The sequence below is a fragment of the Streptomyces sp. NBC_01224 genome, assembly GCF_036002945.1.
GTDB lineage: Bacteria > Actinomycetota > Actinomycetes > Streptomycetales > Streptomycetaceae > Streptomyces.
Window position 1 is genome coordinate 7,037,553 of record NZ_CP108529.1, and the last position, 19,081, is coordinate 7,056,633.

Consider the following 19,081-nt stretch of genomic DNA (forward strand, 5'->3'; position numbering starts at 1 on the left):
GGCCCACGAAAGGAAGCCGTGCCCACCGCCTTCGAGATCAGCGCCCGCGCAGTACGCCAGGCCGCGACCGTCCTCGCCGACCACCTCCAGGACGGCCTGCCGTTCCGCGAACTCCGGCCGCTGATCCACGCTGCGGACCCGACGCTCGCGCAGGACTGGCAAGCTCTCGGCGCCGCGGTGACCACCGATATCGACCGCAACCTCAGCTTCACGGCTACCACTCTGACCAAGGCGGGCTGGCTGACACGGGCGAACCGCACCTGGCGGCTGACCGGTCTCGGCGTCGAGGCCCTGCACGCCTACCCGGAGCCGGGGACGTTCTTCTCCGAGGCCGGCACTCGGTACACCCACTGGAGGGCCGGGCGCCTTTACTTCGATGCCGCCGCCAAACTGCTCTCTGAACTGCCCGACGACCGGTGGGTGAGTATCGAGGACCTTGCGGCCGAGTACGAGATCGACCCCGAGGCCCTTGCCGCCTGCCTCCAGGGCACCAGGCCCGAGGGCTGGCATCTCGCACTCTCCCCTGATGGTGAGGCAGGTTTCGGCACCACGCTGCTAGCGACCGAGATCGGGGCCTGGCGCACCCTGCTGGAGCGCGACGAGCTCTACGACGAAGCCGCCTCCAGCATCGACACCGTACGGGCACTGCCCGGCAAGCGGCTCACCGCCGAGGAGATCACCGCGCTCGTGCTCGGGGAGGAACCCGGGCAGGACAGCATCCCCCAGCGGCCGCGCAGGGTGTGGATCATCAGAGGTACGGATGCCGGGGGCGCCAGCCTCATCCGCAGCCACTGGCGTGACGAGGGCGTGGTGACCCTGTCGGCCGACCGGCTGCCGGCCCTCGCCCAGGGCGCCGGCCCGCAGCGGGTCCGCAAGGCTGTCGACGATGCCGACTCCGGGGCCACCGCTGCCCAGCGCGACCGCCGCGCGGACGAGCTCCACACCTTCCTCTCCCGGATACAGGAGGGGGACATCGTGGTGTGCACCGACGGCCCCAAGGCGTATCTGGGCGTGGTGCGGGGCCCCGCCGTCTATACGGACCCGCTCGAGGACGCGGCCCACTTCGCCCGGTCGGTCGCCTGGCGGAACCTCGACGCGCCGCTCGACTTCGTGCGCGACCTTCCTGCCGAGCTGACCGGCCGGGTCGCCGACGCGGACGCGCGGATCGTCGACATCAGCGAATTCGCCTCCCGGCTAGAGCCGCTCGTCGGGCCCGAACCGGAGCGCGCCGCACCCCCGCCGGACATCACGGCGGAGATTCCCGATGCCACCGAGGAGCTGGCTGACGGCCTCTTCCTGGACAACGCCACCTGGCTGCAGGAAAGCGTCGAACTTCTCCGAGGTAAACCGCAGCTGATCTTCCACGGCCCTCCGGGTACGGGAAAGACCTACACCGCCCTCGCCCTCGCCCGCCATCTGACCGGCGGCAGCCCCAACAACGTACGACTGGTGCAGTTCCACCCCGCTTACACCTACGAGGACTTCTTCGAAGGGTTCCGCCCCCGGCTGCCGAAGAAGAAGGCGTCCGACAGCCCTGCCGAGAAGCGCGAGCGGGACGCCGACACCTCGACGGGCCTTGTCTTCGATCTCGTCCAGGGCCCGCTGCGCAGGCTCGCGGACGCGGCCGAGGAACGCCCTGCCGAAGTCTTCGTCCTCGTCATCGACGAGATCAATCGCGGGAACCTCGCCAAGGTCTTCGGTGAGATGTACTTCCTGCTGGAGTACCGCAAGGAGTTCGTGCACCTCCTCTACGGATCCGACGAGGGCCGCGGCTTCCGGCTGCCGCCCAACCTCTACATCATCGGCACCATGAACACGGTGGACAGGACCGTCGCGCTGATGGACGCGGCGATGCGCCGCCGGTTCTCCTTCATGGAGCTGCACCCGGACGTTCCGCCTCTCACCGGCCTCCTCAGCCGCTGGCTCACCGCAAATCAGCACCCGCAGGACGCCGCGCTGCTGCTCGACGAACTCAACCGCCGTATCGCCGAAGGCCCGGCGAACGACCGGGACTTCCGCGTCGGGCACTCGTATCTCATGCAGTCCATGGCCCACAGCAGCCCGGAGGCCATGGACCTCATCTGGCGCAGCCAGGTCATACCGCTGCTCACCGAATACCACTGGGGCGACACAACCGACATCGAGGGGACGTACGGCCTGGCCGGCATCAGGGAACACCTCGGGCTGCAGTCCGGCGGCGGTGCATGACGAGGGAGGAGGAGCACGTACGGCTCCGCGAAGGGGATGCGTGGTCAGAATGGCCGTTGACCCCTGAGCAGGTGTGGGAGCTGGACCGGTCCGAACTCCTCGACGTACGGGCCACGGGCCGTGCGGGAACGTATCGCTTGCGTGCCAGGGACCGGGTGGGGGCCGTCCGGCTCGGGCGTGGCCCCGGCCGGGTCCGGCTGTCCATCGAGCCCAAGATTCCGGTCGACCGGCTCATGTACCTTCTCGGATACGCGCCGAGTCGGCTCCAGTGGCAGGACCAGCAGGTCGACGCGGTGGCCCGCGCCGACCTCCTGCCGGCCGTGGCGCACGCGTTCAACCGCGCCGCGCGGCGGGCTCTGCGGGCAGGGCCGCTGTTCGGCTACCGGGAGACCGAGGACACCCTGCCGGTGCTGCGCGGCCGGCTACGGGCCTCCGCCCAGCTGAGTAGGCGCCCGGGGCTCGTGGTGCCACTGGAAGTGACGTACGACGAGCACACCGTCGACATCGCGGAGAACCGGCTACTGCTCGGCGCGGCCCGCAGGCTGCTGAGGGTTCCCGGCATGGAGCCACGCCTGCGTGCCGAACTGCAGGGATTTGCCGCACAACTGGACGGGGTGAATTCACTCGTTCCCGGGGCACCCGTGCCCGCCTGGCAGCCGAGCCGCCTCAACCAGCGCTACCAGCCGGTACTCGCGTTGGCGGCACTGATCCTGGGCGGCGCCTCCTACGAGTTCGAGGATGGACGCAACGTGTCCGTCGACGGCCTGGTGTTCCGGATGTGGCAGGTCTACGAGGACTTCCTGGGCCGGGCACTGGGTGAAGCGTTGGTGAACCTCGTGGGCGGCCGGGCGGAACCCGCGGACCGCAATCACCACCTCGCGGTCGGGAGACGGCACGTCCTGAAACCGGACCTGGTCCACTACCTCCCCGGCGCCTCAGGGGTAGCCGGGCCTGCGATCGTGGTGGACGCCAAGTACAAGCGAGGCTTCCGCCGCGAGGACCTCTATCAGATGCTCGCCTACTGCGTACGTCTCGGACTCGACGACGGTCATCTCGTGTATGCCGGCGGCAGGCCGGGCGTCGTACGCGTGCCGGTGCCGGGCAAGGAGATCAGGCTGCACAGACACGTCCTGGACCTGAGCCTGCCGCAGGCGGAGCTGAGCAGTCGCGTCGACGCCCTCGCGGAAACGCTCGCGCGGGCACTGCCGTAAGCACGGGCGGCCATTGTAGGTACACTCTTGGAGTGTAGGTACTTTCTTGGCTGCATGCTGAAGGGAGCTCCGTCCCCGATGAGCGCAATCTCCGTCCGAGAGTTCTCGTACAACCCGAGCGCCGTCTTCGCCCGCGTGGAGAAGGGGGAGGCGGTCCAGGTCACCCGGCACGGCAAGGTGATCGCCATACTGCTGCCCGGCTCCGGGGCGACATCCCGGTACGCGGACCTGGTGGCTCAGGGGAAGATCCGGCTCAAGGCCGCGACCACCTCGGACCTCGACCACTTCCCGCGCTACGACCTCCCCTCAGGCTCCCCCGATCCGCTGGAACTTCTCCTGGCCGAACGCGAGGAGGACGACCGTTGATCTACATGGATTCCTCGGCGCTCATCACACTGCTCACAGGCAGGCCGGGTGCCGCCGAGCTCAGGACATTCCTGTCCGACCGGCCCGGGCTGCCCTTGGCTACCAGCACCATCGGCATCGTCGAGACCGTCCGACAGCTCGACAAGGCCGGATCATTCCCCGACGCACTGTCGGATCTGGACGGGATGGTCACCGAGATCCTGCTGACGGAAGAGGTCCGGGATCTGGCCACCAGGGTCTCGGGGGCTCTGAGATCCCTTGATGCCATTCACGTCGCGAGCGCGCTCGTCATCGGCGGAGCTCTTGACTCCCTGATTACGTACGACAAGCGCATGCTCGACTCAGCGAGGGAAGAAGGTCTCTCCGCACATGCGCCCGGAATGGCGGAATGAGGCCGGGCCGGGTGCCAACTGTAGGAACCCCACAGAGCCCCGCGGAAGGCGCTGTCAGGGGCCGATTGCTCGCGGAGCGGGTGGTACCGATAGGTTTTCGAGGTACCAGACCGCTATCGAAAGGGTGATCCGTTGAGCCGCTCGGTTCTCGTCACCGGAGGAAACCGGGGCATCGGCCTCGCCATCGCCCGCGCTTTCGCCGACAACGGCGACAAGGTCGCGATCACGTACCGCTCGGGCGAGCCCCCCCAGATCCTCACCGAGGCGGGCGTTCTGGCCGTCCGCTGCGACATCACGGACGCCGAACAGGTGGAGCAGGCCTACAAGGAGATCGAGGACAAGCACGGCCCCGTCGAGGTACTGGTCGCCAACGCCGGTATCACCAAGGACCAGTTGCTGATGCGGATGTCCGAGGACGACTTCACGTCCGTACTCGACACCAACCTCACCGGCACCTTCCGGGTCGTCAAGCGCGCCAACCGCGGCATGCTGCGTGCCAAGAAGGGCCGCGTCGTCCTCATCTCCTCCGTCGTCGGGCTCCTCGGCTCGGCCGGGCAGGCGAACTACGCCGCCTCCAAGGCTGGTCTGGTCGGCTTCGCCCGGTCGCTGGCCCGTGAACTCGGCTCGCGGAACATCACTTTCAACGTCGTCGCACCCGGTTTCGTCGACACCGACATGACCCAGGTGCTCACCGAGGAGCAGCGCAAGGGCATCGTGTCCCAGGTGCCGCTCGGCCGCTATGCGCAGCCCGAGGAGATCGCCGCCGCTGTGCGCTTCCTCGCTTCCGACGACGCGTCGTACATCACTGGAGCCGTCATCCCCGTTGACGGCGGATTGGGCATGGGTCACTGATCACCATGAGCGGAATTCTCGACGGCAAGCGCATCCTCATCACCGGTGTGCTGATGGAGTCGTCCATCGCCTTCCACACCGCCAAGGTGGCCCAGGAGCAGGGTGCCGAAGTCATCCTGACCGCCTTCCCCCGGCCCACGCTGACGGAGCGCATCGCCAAGAAGCTGCCGAAGCCGGCCAAGGTCATCGAGCTGGATGTGACCAACGCCGAGCACCTGGACCGTCTCGCCGGTCTGGTCCGTGACGAGCTCGGTTCGCTCGACGGCGTCGTGCACTCCATCGGCTTCGCGCCGCAGGACGCGCTCGGCGGCAACTTCCTGAACACCCCGTTCGAGTCCGTCTCCACCGCGATGCACGTCTCGGCGTTCTCGCTGAAGTCGCTCGCCATGGCCTGCAAGCCGCTGATGAGCGAGGGCGGATCGATCGTCGGTCTCACCTTCGACGCGCAGTACGCCTGGCCGCAGTACGACTGGATGGGCCCGGCCAAGGCCGCGCTGGAGGCCACCTCCCGCTACCTCGCGCGTGACCTGGGCAAGGACGACATCCGCTGCAACCTGATCTCGGCCGGACCGATCGGCTCCATGGCCGCCAAGTCCATCCCGGGCTTCTCCGAGCTCGCGGACGTGTGGAACACCCGCTCCCCACTGTCCTGGAACATGTCGGACCCGGAGCCGGCCGGCCGCGGTGTCGTCGCCCTGCTCTCGGACTTCTTCCCGAAGACCACGGGCGAGATCATCCACGTCGACGGTGGCGTGCACATGATGGGTGCCTGATCCGGCACAACAGGCTGTGACACGGCCGCGTACCGCCTCCGATCGGGCGGTACGCGGCCGTTGTGCGTCCGTGCCCGGCCCCGACCCGCTCAAGTCGAAAAGATGGTCGATCCACCGCAGAATGTGGTGGAACCGGACTTTTGGTCAGGCTGCGGGGAGGAGGTCGCTGTGCGCTCCACACGTCGCCGAACCTGGACGCTGCTGGCGGCCTCCATAGCCGTCGCCGCACTTCTCGCCCACGTAGCCATATCCATGGCGGGGCGGGCAGGAACCGGGGCGTCCGCGCCCCTCGCTCCGACCCCCGACCCCGCCGGATCCGAATGCCGTACGTCGGTCCGGGGCTCCCGGGTCGTCGCCTACTGCCACAACCCGTACCCCTCCACCGACCGCGTGCAGCTGCACACCGAATGCCGCCGCTGGTGGGACATAGACGCGGACGCCACCCCGGTCGACGTGGGACCGGGACAGACCGTGCGGCTCGACGACCGCTGCTGGAAGGAAGTCGGCTCCGTCTGGATCACGCACCGGGTGCAGGTCACGCTCCAGCGCCGTCCGGCCTAGACCGGCCTAGACCCGGTCCACCAGACAACTCAGCGCATGACTCGCGGCCTCGGCTGCCGCCGTCTCCGCGTCCCCGGCCCGGATCGCCTCGACCAGCCGGCCGTGGTCCATGTGATTCTCCGGCCGCAGCTCATGACCGACATCGACCCTGAGATAGTCGCGCAGCAGATCGCCCAGGTCGGCGTAGAGGCCGGTCAGCACGTCGTTGTGCGAGGCCGCGACCACGGCCAGATGCAGCGTCGCGTCCGCCGCGACGAACGCCTCGGCGTCGCCCGCGGCCCAGGTCTCCTCCCGGCGCGCCATGAGCGCGTCCAGCTGCTTCAGATCCCGCTCGGTGCGCCGGGCAGCGGCCAGTCGCGCCGCCGACGACTCCAGGGTGGAGCGCAGCTCGGCGACATGGCGAGGATCGGCGGAGGCGAAACGACGGTGCATCACCCCGGCCAGTTCGCTGATGGCGACGACATAGGTGCCCGAGCCCTGCCGGATGTCGAGCAGGCCGTTGTGTGCGAGCGCGCGCACGGCCTCGCGGACGGTGTTACGGGCCACCCCCAGCTGCTCCACCAGTTCGGGCTCGGTGGGAATCCGTGAACCCACGGGCCACTCGCCGGAGGTGATCTGATTCCTCAGCTGGGCAATCACCTGGTCGGCGAGTGCCGAACGCCGCGGAGACGTCAGCGCCATGGTGCTCCTTGCTCGGGTTGCTGGGGTGATGAGGGGGTGATGAGGGGTGATGGGGCTCGCTCTGCTTGCAGCGAATGGTCTCAGAGGAGCGCTCGAAGGATTGGACAATCAATCATCCCATGATTCTATGATGGGCCTCATGCCCGACGACGAGACCCAGTACCGGACCCGGACCCTGAGCCCCGCCACCAAGGCGGACGCCCCCACGAAAACCCCGGCCCCGCAAGCCTCACAGGCCCCGCAGACGACACAGGCCGCCGCCGGGCCCTCCCCATGGCTGCTCCGGCTGGTCACCATCGGGCTCGTCCTTGCCGCGCTCAACCTCCGCCCCGCCATCACCAGCCTCGGCGCCCTCCTCCAAGAGGTGCAGGACGGGCTGCACATGAGCGGCAGCGTCGCCGGTGTCCTCACCTCCGTACCGCCGCTCTGCTTCGCGGTCTTCGGCATCATGGCGCCCCGCCTCGCCCGCCGCTTCGGCCCGGGGGCGGTCGTCTGCGCAGGCATGATCGCCATCACGGCCGGACTGGTGATCCGGCCCCTTGTCGGCGGCACGGCCGGTTTCCTCGCCGCGAGCGCGCTGGCCCTCATGGGCATCGCCGTCAGCAACGTCCTGATGCCAGTGATCGTCAAGCGCTGGTTCCCGGACCGCGTCGGCTCCATGACCGGGCTCTACTCGATGGCCCTGGCCCTCGGCACCTCGCTCGCCGCCGCAGTGACCGTGCCCATGACCAATGCGCTGGGCGGCAGCTGGAAGGCGGGCCTCGGCATCTGGGCCGTGCTCGCCGCCGCCGCGATCCTGCCCTGGATCCCGCTGGTACGGGACCGGCACGGAGCCTCCGGGCAGCCCGCCGCGCACCACCAGGACTCCCCGACTCTCAGGATCACCCGCAGCCGTACCGCCTGGGGCCTGGCCTGCTTCTTCGGCCTGCAGGCCACCGCCGCGTACATCACCATGGGATGGATGCCGCAGATCTTCCGCGACGCGGGGGTTTCGGCCGGTACCGCGGGCGTTCTGCTCGCCGTGACCATGGCGATGGGCGTGCCGCTCGCCTTCGTCATCCCCAGAGTCGCCACCCGGCTGAGGACTCAGGGCCCGATAGTCGTCCTCCTCGGCAGCTGCGGGCTCATCGGATACGCGGGCCTCTACCTCGCACCGGCCGCCGGGGCCTGGGCCTGGGCGCTGCTCCTCGGCATCTCGAACTGCGCCTTCCCGCTCGCCCTGACCATGATCGGCATGCGGTCCCGCAGCGGCGCCGGAGTGGTCCGGCTGTCCGCGTTCGCACAGTCCACCGGCTATCTGATCTCGATCCCCGGCCCGCTGCTCGTCGGCGTGCTCCATCAGCACAGCGGTGGCTGGGGGCTGCCGATCGCACTGATGGCGGGCCTCATGGTGCCGCAGATGGCGGCCGGGATCCTGGCCGGGCGGGACCGGACGATCGAGGACGAATGCTGAGATGCGAGACTGAGCCCATGTCTCCTGTGCTCGACCCGAATCCCCAGAACGGTCAGAAGAAGCTCCTCCTCGTGCTCGGGGCGATGCTGCTGGTCACCGTGATCATCGCGGTGATCGCCTCGGTCGCATCCCCCTGAACCGCGTGGCCCCGACGGCCGATGGTGGGGCTGGCACCACCTTCCCCTAGGGGGCCAGGGTCAGGGTCAAGTGGGTGGCTCACCGGATGGGACCGGCACCCCCGCATCCGTAGGTTCTGGGTATCAGAACCGATGACCCACGGAGGCGGACATGTCGGCCCGTACGCACACCCGGTCCACCCACCCGGCCACGGGCAGCGTCGAGGTCCGGCTGCCGTGGTGGGCCATCGCGCTGCCCGCGATCGGGTTCGCCGCGCTCCTGCTGTTGATCGTGGGATCCGGCGAGGCGCACGCGGCGACGACCGACCCCGCGGTCGGCCGGTTGCTTGAGCGAATCATGACCCTGATGACCCGCTGACGGCGCCCGTGCCCACCGCAGGAGCCCCTCAACACCCTGCGCCGGGCGGCACATTTCGTGCGAAGCTGAGGTGTATGAGCGTCGATACACCTCGCAGGATCGTCCTTCTCAGGCATGCAAAGGCGGAATGGTCGCAGGATTCCGACCATGAGCGGCCGCTCGCGGAACGCGGCCGCAAGGATGCCCCCGTCGCAGGCCGCAAACTCGTCGACTCCGGGATCGTCCTCGATCTGGCCCTCTGCTCGACCGCTGTCAGGACGCGCGAGACGTGGAAGCTGGCGGTTCACGAGATGCCTCACCGTCCCAGGACCGTCTACGAGGAGCGACTGTACGAGGCGTCTCCCGGCGAACTGATCGCCCTGATCAACGAGACCCCCGACGATGTGCATGACCTTCTGGTGATCGGCCACAACCCCGGTATGCACGCCGTCGCCGACGCCCTCTCGGAATCGGCCGAGGGCGACGCCCTGGCCCGGATGAACCGCGGCGGCTTCCCGACCGCCGCCTTCGCCGTCGTCGAGTTCTCCGGCTCCTGGAAGGGCGTGGAGCACGGAGTGGGCAAGCTGGTCGAGTACTGGACGCCCAACGACTGATCCCACTGTCGTACGGATCCCGCTGCCGCACGGTTTTCCGCTGTCGTACGAGCAGGGCCCCGGTACGGAAACGACCGGGGCCCTGCTCGTACGCGGGTACGCGTCAGTCGACGAGACCGTCGGCGGCCTCGACCTCCTCGCGGGTGATGCCGAGCAGGTACAGCACCGTGTCCAGGAACGGTACGTTCACCGCGGTGTGCGCGGCCTCGCGGACCACCGGCTTCGCGTTGAAGGCCACCCCGAGCCCGGCGGTGTTCAGCATGTCCAGGTCGTTCGCACCGTCACCGATCGCGACGGTCTGTGCCAGCGGCACCCCGGCCTGCGCGGCGAAACTGCGCAGCAGCCGGGCCTTGCCGGCCCGGTCGACGATGTCGCCGACGACCCGTCCGGTGAGCTTTCCGTCGACCACTTCCAAGGTGTTGGCAGAGGCGAAGTCGAGCCCGAGCCGTTCCTTCAGATCGTCGGTCACCTGGGTGAACCCGCCCGAAACCACGCCCACTTGGTAACCGAGCCGCTTCAGCGTACGGATCAGGGTGCGGGCGCCCGGCGTCAGCCGCACCTCGGCGCGCACCTTGTCCACCACCGACACATCGAGCCCCGCCAGCAGCGCCACCCGTGCGTGCAGCGACTGCTCGAAGTCGAGCTCGCCGCGCATGGCCTGCTCGGTGACCTCGGCGACCTTGTCCTCGCAGCCGGCATGGGCGGCGAAGAGCTCGATGACCTCGTCCTGGATGAGCGTCGAGTCGACGTCCATGACGACCAGCCGCTGCGCCCGGCGGCTCAGCCCGGCCGACACCACCGCCACATCGACACCGATCCCGGCGGACTCCGTCGCCAGCGCCGTCCGCAGCTCCTCGGTCCCGGTGCCGGACACCGCGAACTCGACTGCCGTGACCGGGTACTTCGCGAGCCGGAAGATCCGGTCGATGTTCCCGCCGGTCGAGGTGATCGTGGCCGCTATGGCCGCGGTCGACTCCGCGGTCAACGGGTGCCCGAGCACCGTCACATGGGAACGTCCGTAGCCGCGCGGCCGGTTGTCACCCGTACCGGAGATGATCTCGGCCTGCAGCTTCAGCGAATCGGCCCAGCTGTGCACGGTCGCCCGCAGGTCGCCCTCGGTGGTGCCGCCCGCGGTCGGGGCGGTGACCAGCGCGCACAGGACGATGCGGCCACGGGTGACGACCTGCTCGATGTCGACGACATCGACCGAGTAGGCGGCGAGGGTGTCGAAGAGCCCGGCGGTGATCCCGGGGCGGTCCTTCCCGAAGATCTTCACAAGAAGGGTGGGTGTGTCCGTGCCCTGACGGGACTCAGGGGGCTCAGGAGACGGGGAAGACTGAGGTGGCTGAGATGCGCTCATGGTGCTCCCACCGTATCGGTCCGCCTCATCGCACCGGAGGCCCGTCCCGAGGACCGGACAGCGCGTCGTCCCCGTACCCTCGCCCGGACCACAGGCAGGGCGACGGACGGCACGCGCTCGGGCACGCCCGGCGACCGAAGGCGGATCCGAACGGACCGGGGTGCCTCGGGCCGGCCTGTTCGCTCACGGTCCGCACGCACTCATACGCACCCATGGGACTTGCCACTCTCCGAGCCCGTTCCTCCCTGTTCGACGGCACAACGACGCAGGTCTCGGCAGGGTCTTCACCCCGCCCGACTTTCGTATCGGGGACTGCTCCTGGAATAGTTCCCCACGATGTTCAGCATCCCTAGACTCCCTGTGATGGGGGTAACTCGGGGGACAACTAGTGGGGCGCGGAGTGCCGGAACTCGTACTGGAATTGAATGGCAGGACCTGGACGCTCGATCCGTCCAGGTCGTACACCCTTGGGCGCGATCCGCAGGGCGACCTGACGATCGATGACGCCAGGGTGTCGTGGCGGCATGCCACGATCAGCTGGGGGGGCCACAGTTGGTTCATCGAGGACCACGGCAGCACCAACGGCACCTATGTGCAGGGCCGGCGGATCCATCAACTGGAAATCGGGCCCGGCTCCGCCGTGCACCTGGGCAATGCCACTGACGGACCGCGGCTGACCATCGGCGCCGCGGCGGGCGCCGATGTGCACAGCGGGCAGGGCGCGGGCGCGCAGCAGGCCCCTGTCCAGCAGCCCCAGCAGGGCGGCGCCGGCTGGCCCGGCCAGCAGGCCCCCGTTCCGCCACAGCAGCAACAGCCGCAGCAGGGCTGGCAGCAGGCCCCTCAGGTCCAGCCGCAACAGCAGCCCGCGCAGCCCCAACAGCCCCAGGTCCCGCAGCAGCAGGGCATGGCGAAGACGCCCGGCGCGGGCGTGCCCGGCGGTGTCGCGGGGGCGCCGCCGGTGTACAGCGACCGCAGCCCGACCACGTTCCATCAGCTGGCCCTCGGCCGCGTCATGCGCATCGGCCGTGCGCTCGAGAACGAACTGGTCGTCTCCGACCTCCAGGTCTCGCGCCACCACGCCGAGTTTCACGCGACGCCCGACGGCCGCTTCGAGATCCGTGACCTCGGATCCCACAACGGCACCTATGTCAACGGCCAGCCGCTCTCCAAGTCCGGCTCCGCGCTCATCGGCCCGAACGACATCGTCGGCGTCGGCCACTCGACCTTCCGCCTGGTCGGCGACCGGCTGGAAGAGTTCGTCGACACCGGTGAGGTCTCCTTCTCCGCCCGCCACCTCACGGTGACGGTCGACGGCGGGAAGCAGATCCTCAAGGACGTCTCCTTCGGCGTCCCGGAGAAGTCGCTCATCGCGGTCATCGGCCCGTCAGGATCCGGCAAGTCCACCTTGCTCAAGGCGCTCACCGGCTACCGGCCCGCCAACCAGGGCGATGTCCTCTACGACAACCGGAACCTGTACAAGCAGTTCGCCGAGCTGCGCCAGCGTATCGGTCTGGTCCCGCAGGACGACATCCTGCACAAGGAACTCACGGTCACCAAGGCCCTCAAGTACGCGGCCAAGCTCCGCTTCCCCGCGGACACCACCGAGGCCGAGCGCCAGGCCCGGATCCTCGAAGTCCTTGCCGAGCTCAAGCTCGACATCCACAAGGACAAGAAGGTCACCTCGCTCTCCGGTGGCCAGCGCAAGCGTGTCTCCGTGGCCCTGGAGCTGCTCACCAAGCCGTCGCTGATCTTCCTGGACGAGCCGACCTCCGGCCTCGACCCGGGCATGGACCGCGATGTCATGCAGCTGCTGCGCGGCCTGGCCGACGACGGCCGTACGGTCCTCGTCGTCACGCACTCCGTCGCCGAGCTGGCGATCTGCGACAAGCTGCTCGTCATGGCGCCGGGCGGTTCCGTCGCCTACTTCGGTCCGCCGGAGGAGGCGCTCAACTTCTTCGGCTACACCACCTGGGCCGATGTCTTCTCCGCGTTCGAGAACTACCGCGACTACGACTGGGCGGGCCGCTGGCGCGGTTCGCAGCACTATCAGATGTACGCCGCGGACATCGACGCCGTCGCCGCGCAGTCCGTACACATGCCGCCCCCGCAGCAGATGCGCCCGCCGAAGCCGCAGAGCTGGTCGGCCCAGCTGTGGACGCTGATGCGCCGCTACGTCTCGGTGATCGCGTCCGACAAGGGCTTCATGGGCCTGATGGTGATCCTGCCCGCCGTGCTCGGCGTCGTCAGCGTGGTCATCCCGGCCAAGTTCGGCCTGGCCCCGCCGGACCCGCCGTCCCGGTTCAACAGCGCCGCTGGAACGATCATGCTGATTCTCGCGGTCGGCATGTGCTTCTCCGGCGCGGCCAACTCCGTACGAGAACTGATCAAGGAACGCGTCATCTACGAACGGGAACGGGCCACCGGTCTGTCCCGCTCCGCCTATCTGATGTCCAAGGTGATCGTCCTCGGCGTGATCACCGCCATCCAGGGCGTCATCATCTGCGGCATCGGCTTCGCCACCCGTGAGCTGCCGGCCGAGGGCCTGGTCATGCCGCCGGCCGTCGAGATCTGCCTGACGATCATCGCGCTCGGCTTCACCTCGATGATGTTCGGCCTGGTGATCTCCTCACTGGTGAAGACCGCCGAGAAGACCATGCCGCTGCTGGTCATGTTCGCCATAGTCCAGGTCGTCTTCACCGGCATCCTCTTCCAGGTGTACGGATCGCCCGGCCTGGAGCAGTTCGCCTGGCTGATGCCGTCCCGCTGGGCCATCGCCGGCGCGGGCACGACGCTCGACCTCTCGCACCTCATGGCGCCGTGGGATCCGAAGAACCCGACCGACCTGGACCCGCTGTGGGAGCACTCTGCCGGTCAGTGGGGGATGAACATCTCGGTACTGCTGTTCCTCGGCATCATCTGCGGCATCGTGGTCGCGCGACTGCTGCGCCGCCACGAGCCGGAGGTCATGCGCAAGTAGGCGCGGGCGCCGGTACGCAACGCCGAAGGGCGGCACCCCACGCGGGGTGCCGCCCTTCGGCGTATGCGTATGTCGTCCGAGGACGTCCGGAGTCGATCAGTACGCGCTGTTGACGTTGTCGATCGAGCCGTAACGGTCGGCGGCGTAGTTGGCCGCGGCGGTGATGTTGGCGACCGGGTCGTAGATGTTCGTCGAGGTGCCGGGGACGTGGTACGCGTTGAACGTCGGCTGGATGACCTGCAGCAGGCCGCAGGACGGGGTGCCGTTCTGGGCGTTGATGTCCCAGCCGTTGACAGCGTTCGGGTTGCCGGTGGACTCCCGCATGATGTTGCGGTGCAGACCGTCGTACGAGCCGGGGATGCCGTGGGTCCTCATGATGGCCAGGGCCTGGCTGATCCAGCCGTCCAGGTTGTTGGCGTAGACCGGGGTACGGGCCTCGGAGCGGCTGGCGGCCTGCGTCCCGGTGCGCTCGGCGGCGGCCTTGGCCTTCACCCGGGCGGCGGCCTCGGCCTTCGCCTCGGCGCGGGCCTTGGCCTCGGCAGCGGCGGCGGCCTTGGCCTTCGCGGCGGCCTCGGCCTTCGCCTTGACGGCGGCGGCCTTCTTGGCCCTGGCCAGGTCGGCGGCCTTCACCAGCTGCTCGGCGGTGGAGTGCTGCTCGATGATGCTGGCCTGCACGGCCTTGACCTGCGGAGTACCGGCGACCGATGCCAGGACCACGGGGGCGGCGGACGCGGGGGTCTGCGCCTCGGGCTTGCCTTCGGCGTTGGCGGGGACGAGCGAGAACGAGAGCGATGCGAGAGCGATGGCGGAGATACCCGCAACGGAGAGCTTCTGCGTCTTGTTCAGTCGACGACGGCGGCCGGGGATGCTGGACACGGACATACAGGACCTCTAACGAATCGCGGGAGTCCTCACGGAGGACGAAGACGGGAAGCAGTGTTTTCGCATCTCCGTCGGGGACGAGTGCAATTCTTAGCGCCAGCAAAATCCGGTGGCAAAGGTGTGACGTACGACCCCGGATAGTGGATCACGGCCGCGCTCGAACGTGACGGTCCGCGCTCATGCCCGCTGATGTGACGCTTATGTATCCACTAGCCGGCTTCGTAAGTGACGTGGGTCCTATGCCCGGCCTCACATCGACCGTGTAACAAACTGACCAACCGTTGCTTCGGCAATTCGGAGTGTGAGGCTCCGGCTCTGGTGGCAGTAGATGGACGTCCCCGGACTCATGCCGGAGGTGCCGATGGCGCAGCGCCGGGCGCATCCGTACGCCAGGGCATCCCGCCCCGCGACCGCCGCCGGCATCAGCAGATACGAGGCCTCAGGCTCGTGCAGCCCGGTCAGCAGGCCGTCCACCGCCCACCGTGTGGAGAAGCGCACCACCACCCGGGCACCACTCACCCGCCCGTTCGCCGCGGCGACCGGCGTCGGCGACGTGCTCGCGTCCGCACTCACCACCACGACCGTGCCCGCCGCCGAGGCCCACAGCACCGGCAGGGTCTCCTGCACCAGACCGAGCGCCGCCACCACATTGGTCTCCAGTGCCTGCCGCAGCCCGTCCAACGGCAGCCCGTCGACCGCACGAGAGGCTCGGCGCCCAGCGCGCTCGCATTGCTCACCAGCAGATGGAGCCTGCCGAGCCCCCGGGCGGCCGCCGCCGGCCCCGCTCGGTCCCCGGCGTCCATGACATCCCCGGCAAGGCCGACCACCTGCGTCCCGTACCGGTCACCCAACTCCTTCACGGTCCGCGCCGCCACCACCGCCGACGACCTGGCATCCAGCACCGGATCCCAGCCCCGCTGCGGGAGTTCGGCCCCCAGCGCGCGCCCCAGCCCGATGAACCTCGGCACCCCCGACGCAGAAACGCCGTCCCACACCGCGCCTCGTCCAAGAGCCGCACCACCACAAGGCACTTCGGCCCAGGCCGACAGGACCTGGACGGGACCTAGTCCCTGCGTCCCGATCGGCACCGTCCACAGGCCGATACGGCGTCCGCGCCCCGCCGGTACGGTGAGGCCATGAGTCATCGCCCACAGTCGGGCCTCGCAGCGGTGAGTGCCGCGCTGCTCGCCATGAGCCGGCATCTCGAAGTGCGTGATGTCCTGAAGACGATCGTCGCCTCGGCCCGCCGGCTGCTGGATGCCGAGTACGCCGCCCTGGGCGTCCCCGACGACCACGGCGGCTTCGCCCAGTTCGTCGTCGACGGCGTCAGCGACGAGCAGTGGAAGGCCATCGGTCCCCTGCCCCGGCAGCACGGCATCCTCGCTGCGATGCTCCACGAGGCGAAGCCCGAGCGACTTGCCGACGTCCGCAAGGATCCCCGCTTCGAGGGCTGGCCCGCCGCCCACCCCGACATGTCCGACTTCCTCGGCCTGCCCATCAGGGACGGCGACGAGATCATTGGCGCGCTCTTCCTCGCCAACAAGCACTGCCCCAAACCCGAGGGCAGTTGCGGCTTCACCGCCGAGGACGAGGAACTGCTGTCGATCCTCGCGCAGCATGCGGCGATCGCCCTCACCAACGCCCGGCTGTACGAACGCAGTCGCGAGCTCACCATCGCCGAGGAGCGCTCCCGGCTCGCCCATGAGCTGCACGACGCGGTCAGCCAGAAGCTGTTCTCGCTGCGGCTTACGGCCCAGGCCGCCACCGCCCTGGTGGACCGCGACCCGGCCCGCGCCAAGGGCGAGCTCCACCAGGTCGCCGCGCTCGCCGCGGAAGCCGTGGAAGAGCTGCGCGCCGCCGTCGTCGAACTTCGCCCGGCCGCGCTCGACGAGGACGGCCTCATTGCGACACTCCGTACCCAGATCCAGGTCCTGGACCGTGCCCACGCGGCCCGGGTCACCTTCGAGAGCCTGGGCGTACGGGCCCTGCCCGCCGCCCAGGAAGAAGCGCTGCTCCGGGTCTCCCAGGAGGCCCTGCACAACGCACTGCGCCACTCGGGCGCCGAGCACGTCGACGTCACCCTGGCCCGGCACGGCAGCGGCACGCTGCTGCGGATCACCGACGACGGCAGTGGCTTCGAACCCACGGCGACCCGGCAGGCAGGCCGCCACCTGGGCCTGGTGTCGATGCGGGACCGCGCAAGCGGTGTCGGCGGAAGGCTCACCGTTGAATCGGCGCCCGGCAAGGGCACCACGATCGAGATGGAGGTGCCCGGTGGCTGACAAGATCATCAGGGTGCTGCTGGTCGACGACCACCAGGTGGTCCGCCGCGGTCTGCGTACATTTCTGGAGATCCAGGACGATATAGAAGTGGTCGGCGAGGCGTCCGACGGTGCCGAGGGAGTGGCCAGGACCGAGGAGCTCCGCCCCGACGTCGTCCTGATGGACATCAAGATGCCCGGCACCGACGGGATCGAGGCCCTGCGCAAGCTCCGCGAGCTGGAGAACCCGGCCAAGGTCCTCATCGTCACCAGCTTCACCGAGCAGCGCACCGTGGTCCCCGCCCTGCGAGCCGGAGCCTCCGGTTACGTATACAAGGACGTCGACCCGGACGCCCTGGCCGGCGCCATCCGCTCGGTGTACGCGGGCCACGTCCTGCTCCAGCCGGAGGTCGCGGGAGCCCTGCTCGCCCAGGACGACGCGGGCGGCGGTACGGGCCGGGGAAGCACCCTCACCGAACGGGAGCGGGAGGTGCTGGGCCTGATCGCCGACGGCCGGTCCAACCGCGAGATCGCGCGGGCACTGGTCCTCTCCGAGAAGACAGTCAAGACACACGTCTCGAACATTCTGATGAAGCTGGATCTCTCGGACCGGACCCAGGCGGCCCTCTGGGCCGTCCGGCACGGGGCGGCGGGCTGACGACACCGAAGCAGACTGTTTCCCCCGGACCGAGATTCATACTGTCGGGTGTATGTCACCCGGACGGCGCAACCTGTTCGACCCCGAGGCGTTCTTCAGGGTGCTGCGGCGGCTTGCCGCAGTCACGCTAGGAGGATCCTGAAGTGAAGAACCTGAAGAAGGCCGCCGCCGTCACCATGATCGCCGGTGGAATGATCGCCGCCGGTGCCGGCGCGGCCTCCGCCACCGGCCACGGCGCCGGCGCCCACGGCGCCGCGACCCACTCCCCGGGCGTGGTCAGCGGCAACGTCGTCCAGGCCCCGGTGCACATTCCGGTGAACGCGGTCGGCAACACCGTCAACGTGATCGGCCTGCTCAACCCGGCCTTCGGCAACTTCGGCCTGAACGGCTGACCGACCTCACGGTCCTGTGTCGCCGGCCGGGCGCATCGAGCCCGCCCGGCGACATCCGAAACCCACTCCGGCACACTCGAGCCCGTCCGGCGATCGAGGGCGAAACGGCTCCCGGACGGCTCCGGGCAACAAGGCACCTCGCCCAGGCCTATCGCTCCCGCTCCTCCACATACGCGTTGTACGCGGCAACCTGCGCCCGCCGGGCCACCCGCTCCACCGGCCTCAGCGCCTCCTGCCGAGCCGCGATCTCCGACGCGCTCACCGCCCCGCCGTGCCCGTTCTCGTACGCCACGGAGATCAGTAGCCCGACCCGCTGCGCCAGCTCCAGTACCCGCACCGCCCGCGGCGGATACCCCGGAGCCAGCACCTCGCGCCCTCGCTCCGTCCGTGCCCGGTACGCATCCACCGCCGCCTCCGCCACCGGCCCGGAACCAGCCACGTCCAACCGCGACAGCACCGCTGTCGCATCCCGCAACGCCTCGGCGAGCTCCCGCTCCGCCTCACCCAGCGACGGCACATCGGCCGGCGGCGCCTCCCGTACCGGCAGACAACGCCACACCACCTCGACGTGCAGATCCCCGTCCGGGCCCACCTCACGCACCTCGGGAACCAGCCCGTACGGCGCACCGAACGCGACCACCGCCTCCTCGGCATCCAACGCCCGCGCATTGAAGTCAGGCGGCCCGCTCAACCCCAGTGGATGCCCGGGCGCCGGCAGCGCGACCCGGAAACCGGTCACCCCCAGACTCCGCAACCGCCCGAGCGCCAGCGTGAGCCCGACAGGCCCCGTCTCACCCGGCAGTCCCTCGACGCGATGCACCGCGTCCTCCCCGACAATGGCGAGCGCCGCGTCGTCCGGCGACACAAATCCGGCCAGCAGTGCGTTGCCCCAAGCGGCCAGCAGCCCTGAGCGTGGTTCCGAAAGCATGGGAACAGCCTAGGGAACGGACCCGGGGCCTGTCCTCA

General features: G+C 69.2%; 19 protein-coding genes and 1 pseudogene. 15 read left to right on the forward strand and 5 right to left on the reverse strand.

Annotated elements, in window-relative coordinates; genetic code table 11:
• Nucleotides 1-18: 18 nt before the first annotated feature.
• From OG609_RS31675 to OG609_RS31705, 7 genes are all read left to right on the forward strand, one after another.
• On the forward strand, nucleotides 19-2,208 hold the full coding sequence (locus OG609_RS31675) for an McrB family protein (RefSeq protein WP_327275970.1): 2,190 nt from the start codon (nucleotides 19-21) through the stop codon (nucleotides 2,206-2,208).
• A 56-nt stretch (nucleotides 2,209-2,264) separates the two neighbouring features.
• Entirely contained in the window at nucleotides 2,265-3,419 is a 1,155-nt protein-coding gene (locus tag OG609_RS31680; RefSeq protein ID WP_327275971.1) for an McrC family protein, read from the forward strand.
• A gap of 78 nt (nucleotides 3,420-3,497) precedes the next feature.
• Nucleotides 3,498-3,785: a type II toxin-antitoxin system Phd/YefM family antitoxin gene (locus OG609_RS31685; RefSeq protein ID WP_266745397.1), complete on the forward strand. Its 288-nt coding sequence runs from the start codon at nucleotides 3,498-3,500 to the stop codon at nucleotides 3,783-3,785.
• 5 nt (nucleotides 3,786-3,790) lie between these two features.
• Complete coding sequence (locus OG609_RS31690; RefSeq protein ID WP_327278252.1) at nucleotides 3,791-4,177, forward strand: type II toxin-antitoxin system VapC family toxin; 387 nt, start codon at nucleotides 3,791-3,793, stop codon at nucleotides 4,175-4,177.
• A 132-nt stretch (nucleotides 4,178-4,309) separates the two neighbouring features.
• A complete protein-coding gene (gene fabG / locus OG609_RS31695) occupies nucleotides 4,310-5,029 on the forward strand; it encodes a 3-oxoacyl-[acyl-carrier-protein] reductase (protein WP_327275972.1) in 720 nt (239 codons plus the stop codon).
• A gap of 5 nt (nucleotides 5,030-5,034) precedes the next feature.
• Nucleotides 5,035-5,802, forward strand: a complete 768-nt coding sequence (gene fabI, locus OG609_RS31700; protein ID WP_327275973.1) for an enoyl-ACP reductase FabI — start codon at nucleotides 5,035-5,037, stop codon at nucleotides 5,800-5,802.
• Between the two features lie 168 nt (nucleotides 5,803-5,970).
• Nucleotides 5,971-6,363 (forward strand): hypothetical protein, encoded by a 393-nt coding sequence (locus tag OG609_RS31705; RefSeq protein ID WP_327275974.1) that lies wholly within the window; start codon nucleotides 5,971-5,973, stop codon nucleotides 6,361-6,363.
• A 6-nt stretch (nucleotides 6,364-6,369) separates the two neighbouring features.
• On the opposite strand, the gene OG609_RS31710 is transcribed toward OG609_RS31705, so the two are convergent.
• Entirely contained in the window at nucleotides 6,370-7,044 is a 675-nt protein-coding gene (locus OG609_RS31710; RefSeq protein ID WP_266362522.1) for a FadR/GntR family transcriptional regulator, read from the reverse strand.
• A 139-nt stretch (nucleotides 7,045-7,183) separates the two neighbouring features.
• Between OG609_RS31710 and OG609_RS31715 the strand changes: the two genes are divergently transcribed.
• The 4 genes from OG609_RS31715 to OG609_RS31730 all read left to right on the forward strand — a co-directional run bounded on the left by OG609_RS31715 (nucleotide 7,184) and on the right by OG609_RS31730 (nucleotide 9,585).
• Entirely contained in the window at nucleotides 7,184-8,497 is a 1,314-nt protein-coding gene (locus OG609_RS31715) for a CynX/NimT family MFS transporter (protein WP_327275975.1), read from the forward strand.
• A gap of 26 nt (nucleotides 8,498-8,523) precedes the next feature.
• A complete protein-coding gene (locus OG609_RS31720; protein ID WP_266365722.1) occupies nucleotides 8,524-8,634 on the forward strand; it encodes an SGM_5486 family transporter-associated protein in 111 nt (36 codons plus the stop codon).
• 151 nt (nucleotides 8,635-8,785) lie between these two features.
• On the forward strand, nucleotides 8,786-8,992 hold the full coding sequence (locus tag OG609_RS31725) for a hypothetical protein (RefSeq protein ID WP_327275976.1): 207 nt from the start codon (nucleotides 8,786-8,788) through the stop codon (nucleotides 8,990-8,992).
• Between the two features lie 74 nt (nucleotides 8,993-9,066).
• Nucleotides 9,067-9,585: a SixA phosphatase family protein gene (locus tag OG609_RS31730; RefSeq protein ID WP_093895780.1), complete on the forward strand. Its 519-nt coding sequence runs from the start codon at nucleotides 9,067-9,069 to the stop codon at nucleotides 9,583-9,585.
• 103 nt (nucleotides 9,586-9,688) lie between these two features.
• On the opposite strand, the gene serB is transcribed toward OG609_RS31730, so the two are convergent.
• Complete coding sequence (gene serB / locus OG609_RS31735; RefSeq protein WP_114243806.1) at nucleotides 9,689-10,945, reverse strand: phosphoserine phosphatase SerB; 1,257 nt, start codon at nucleotides 10,943-10,945, stop codon at nucleotides 9,689-9,691.
• A gap of 388 nt (nucleotides 10,946-11,333) precedes the next feature.
• Here serB and OG609_RS31740 point away from each other — a divergent pair, with 388 nt between their 5' ends.
• Complete coding sequence (locus OG609_RS31740; protein WP_327275977.1) at nucleotides 11,334-13,922, forward strand: ABC transporter ATP-binding protein/permease; 2,589 nt, start codon at nucleotides 11,334-11,336, stop codon at nucleotides 13,920-13,922.
• 96 nt (nucleotides 13,923-14,018) lie between these two features.
• Here the strand turns inward: OG609_RS31740 and OG609_RS31745 are convergent, their stop codons facing one another.
• Nucleotides 14,019-14,804, reverse strand: coding sequence for a transglycosylase SLT domain-containing protein (locus OG609_RS31745; RefSeq protein WP_327275978.1), 786 nt, complete (start codon nucleotides 14,802-14,804; stop codon nucleotides 14,019-14,021).
• Nucleotides 14,805-15,359: 555 nt separating this feature from the next.
• Nucleotides 15,360-15,772 (reverse strand): annotated as a pseudogene (locus OG609_RS31755) (SDR family NAD(P)-dependent oxidoreductase); the annotation flags it as partial.
• 168 nt (nucleotides 15,773-15,940) lie between these two features.
• Between OG609_RS31755 and OG609_RS31760 the strand changes: the two are divergent.
• The 3 genes from OG609_RS31760 to OG609_RS31770 all read left to right on the forward strand — a co-directional run bounded on the left by OG609_RS31760 (nucleotide 15,941) and on the right by OG609_RS31770 (nucleotide 18,115).
• A complete protein-coding gene (locus OG609_RS31760; RefSeq protein ID WP_327275979.1) occupies nucleotides 15,941-17,086 on the forward strand; it encodes a GAF domain-containing sensor histidine kinase in 1,146 nt (381 codons plus the stop codon).
• Nucleotides 17,079-17,723 (forward strand): response regulator transcription factor, encoded by a 645-nt coding sequence (locus OG609_RS31765; protein ID WP_327275980.1) that lies wholly within the window; start codon nucleotides 17,079-17,081, stop codon nucleotides 17,721-17,723. Before OG609_RS31760 ends, OG609_RS31765 begins: the two co-directional genes overlap by 8 nt.
• 143 nt (nucleotides 17,724-17,866) lie before the next feature.
• The gene (locus tag OG609_RS31770) at nucleotides 17,867-18,115 is read left to right on the forward strand and encodes a chaplin (RefSeq protein ID WP_327275981.1); all 249 of its coding nucleotides are present in this window, start codon (nucleotides 17,867-17,869) and stop codon (nucleotides 18,113-18,115) included.
• Nucleotides 18,116-18,263: 148 nt separating this feature from the next.
• Here OG609_RS31770 and OG609_RS31775 read toward each other — a convergent pair whose 3' ends face one another.
• Nucleotides 18,264-19,043 carry a hypothetical protein gene (locus OG609_RS31775; RefSeq protein ID WP_327275982.1) on the reverse strand — a complete coding sequence of 260 codons (780 nt, stop codon included), beginning with the start codon at nucleotides 19,041-19,043 and terminating at the stop codon, nucleotides 18,264-18,266.
• Nucleotides 19,044-19,081: the final 38 nt, after the last annotated feature.

Excerpts from the sequence above, each read along its gene's own strand:
- OG609_RS31685 (WP_266745397.1), top strand. The coding sequence starts at position 3,498 with ATGAGCGCAATCTCCGTCCGAGAGTTCTCGTACAACCCGAGCGCCGTC.
- OG609_RS31690 (WP_327278252.1), top strand. The coding sequence starts at position 3,791 with ATGGATTCCTCGGCGCTCATCACACTGCTCACAGGCAGGCCGGGTGCC.
- fabI (WP_327275973.1), top strand. The coding sequence starts at position 5,035 with ATGAGCGGAATTCTCGACGGCAAGCGCATCCTCATCACCGGTGTGCTG.
- OG609_RS31710 (WP_266362522.1), bottom strand. The coding sequence starts at position 7,044 with ATGGCGCTGACGTCTCCGCGGCGTTCGGCACTCGCCGACCAGGTGATT.
- OG609_RS31715 (WP_327275975.1), top strand. The coding sequence starts at position 7,184 with ATGCCCGACGACGAGACCCAGTACCGGACCCGGACCCTGAGCCCCGCC.
- OG609_RS31725 (WP_327275976.1), top strand. The coding sequence starts at position 8,786 with ATGTCGGCCCGTACGCACACCCGGTCCACCCACCCGGCCACGGGCAGC.
- OG609_RS31730 (WP_093895780.1), top strand. The coding sequence starts at position 9,067 with ATGAGCGTCGATACACCTCGCAGGATCGTCCTTCTCAGGCATGCAAAG.
- serB (WP_114243806.1), bottom strand. The coding sequence starts at position 10,945 with ATGAGCGCATCTCAGCCACCTCAGTCTTCCCCGTCTCCTGAGCCCCCT.
- OG609_RS31745 (WP_327275978.1), bottom strand. The coding sequence starts at position 14,804 with ATGTCCGTGTCCAGCATCCCCGGCCGCCGTCGTCGACTGAACAAGACG.
- OG609_RS31760 (WP_327275979.1), top strand. The coding sequence starts at position 15,941 with ATGAGTCATCGCCCACAGTCGGGCCTCGCAGCGGTGAGTGCCGCGCTG.
- OG609_RS31775 (WP_327275982.1), bottom strand. The coding sequence starts at position 19,043 with ATGCTTTCGGAACCACGCTCAGGGCTGCTGGCCGCTTGGGGCAACGCA.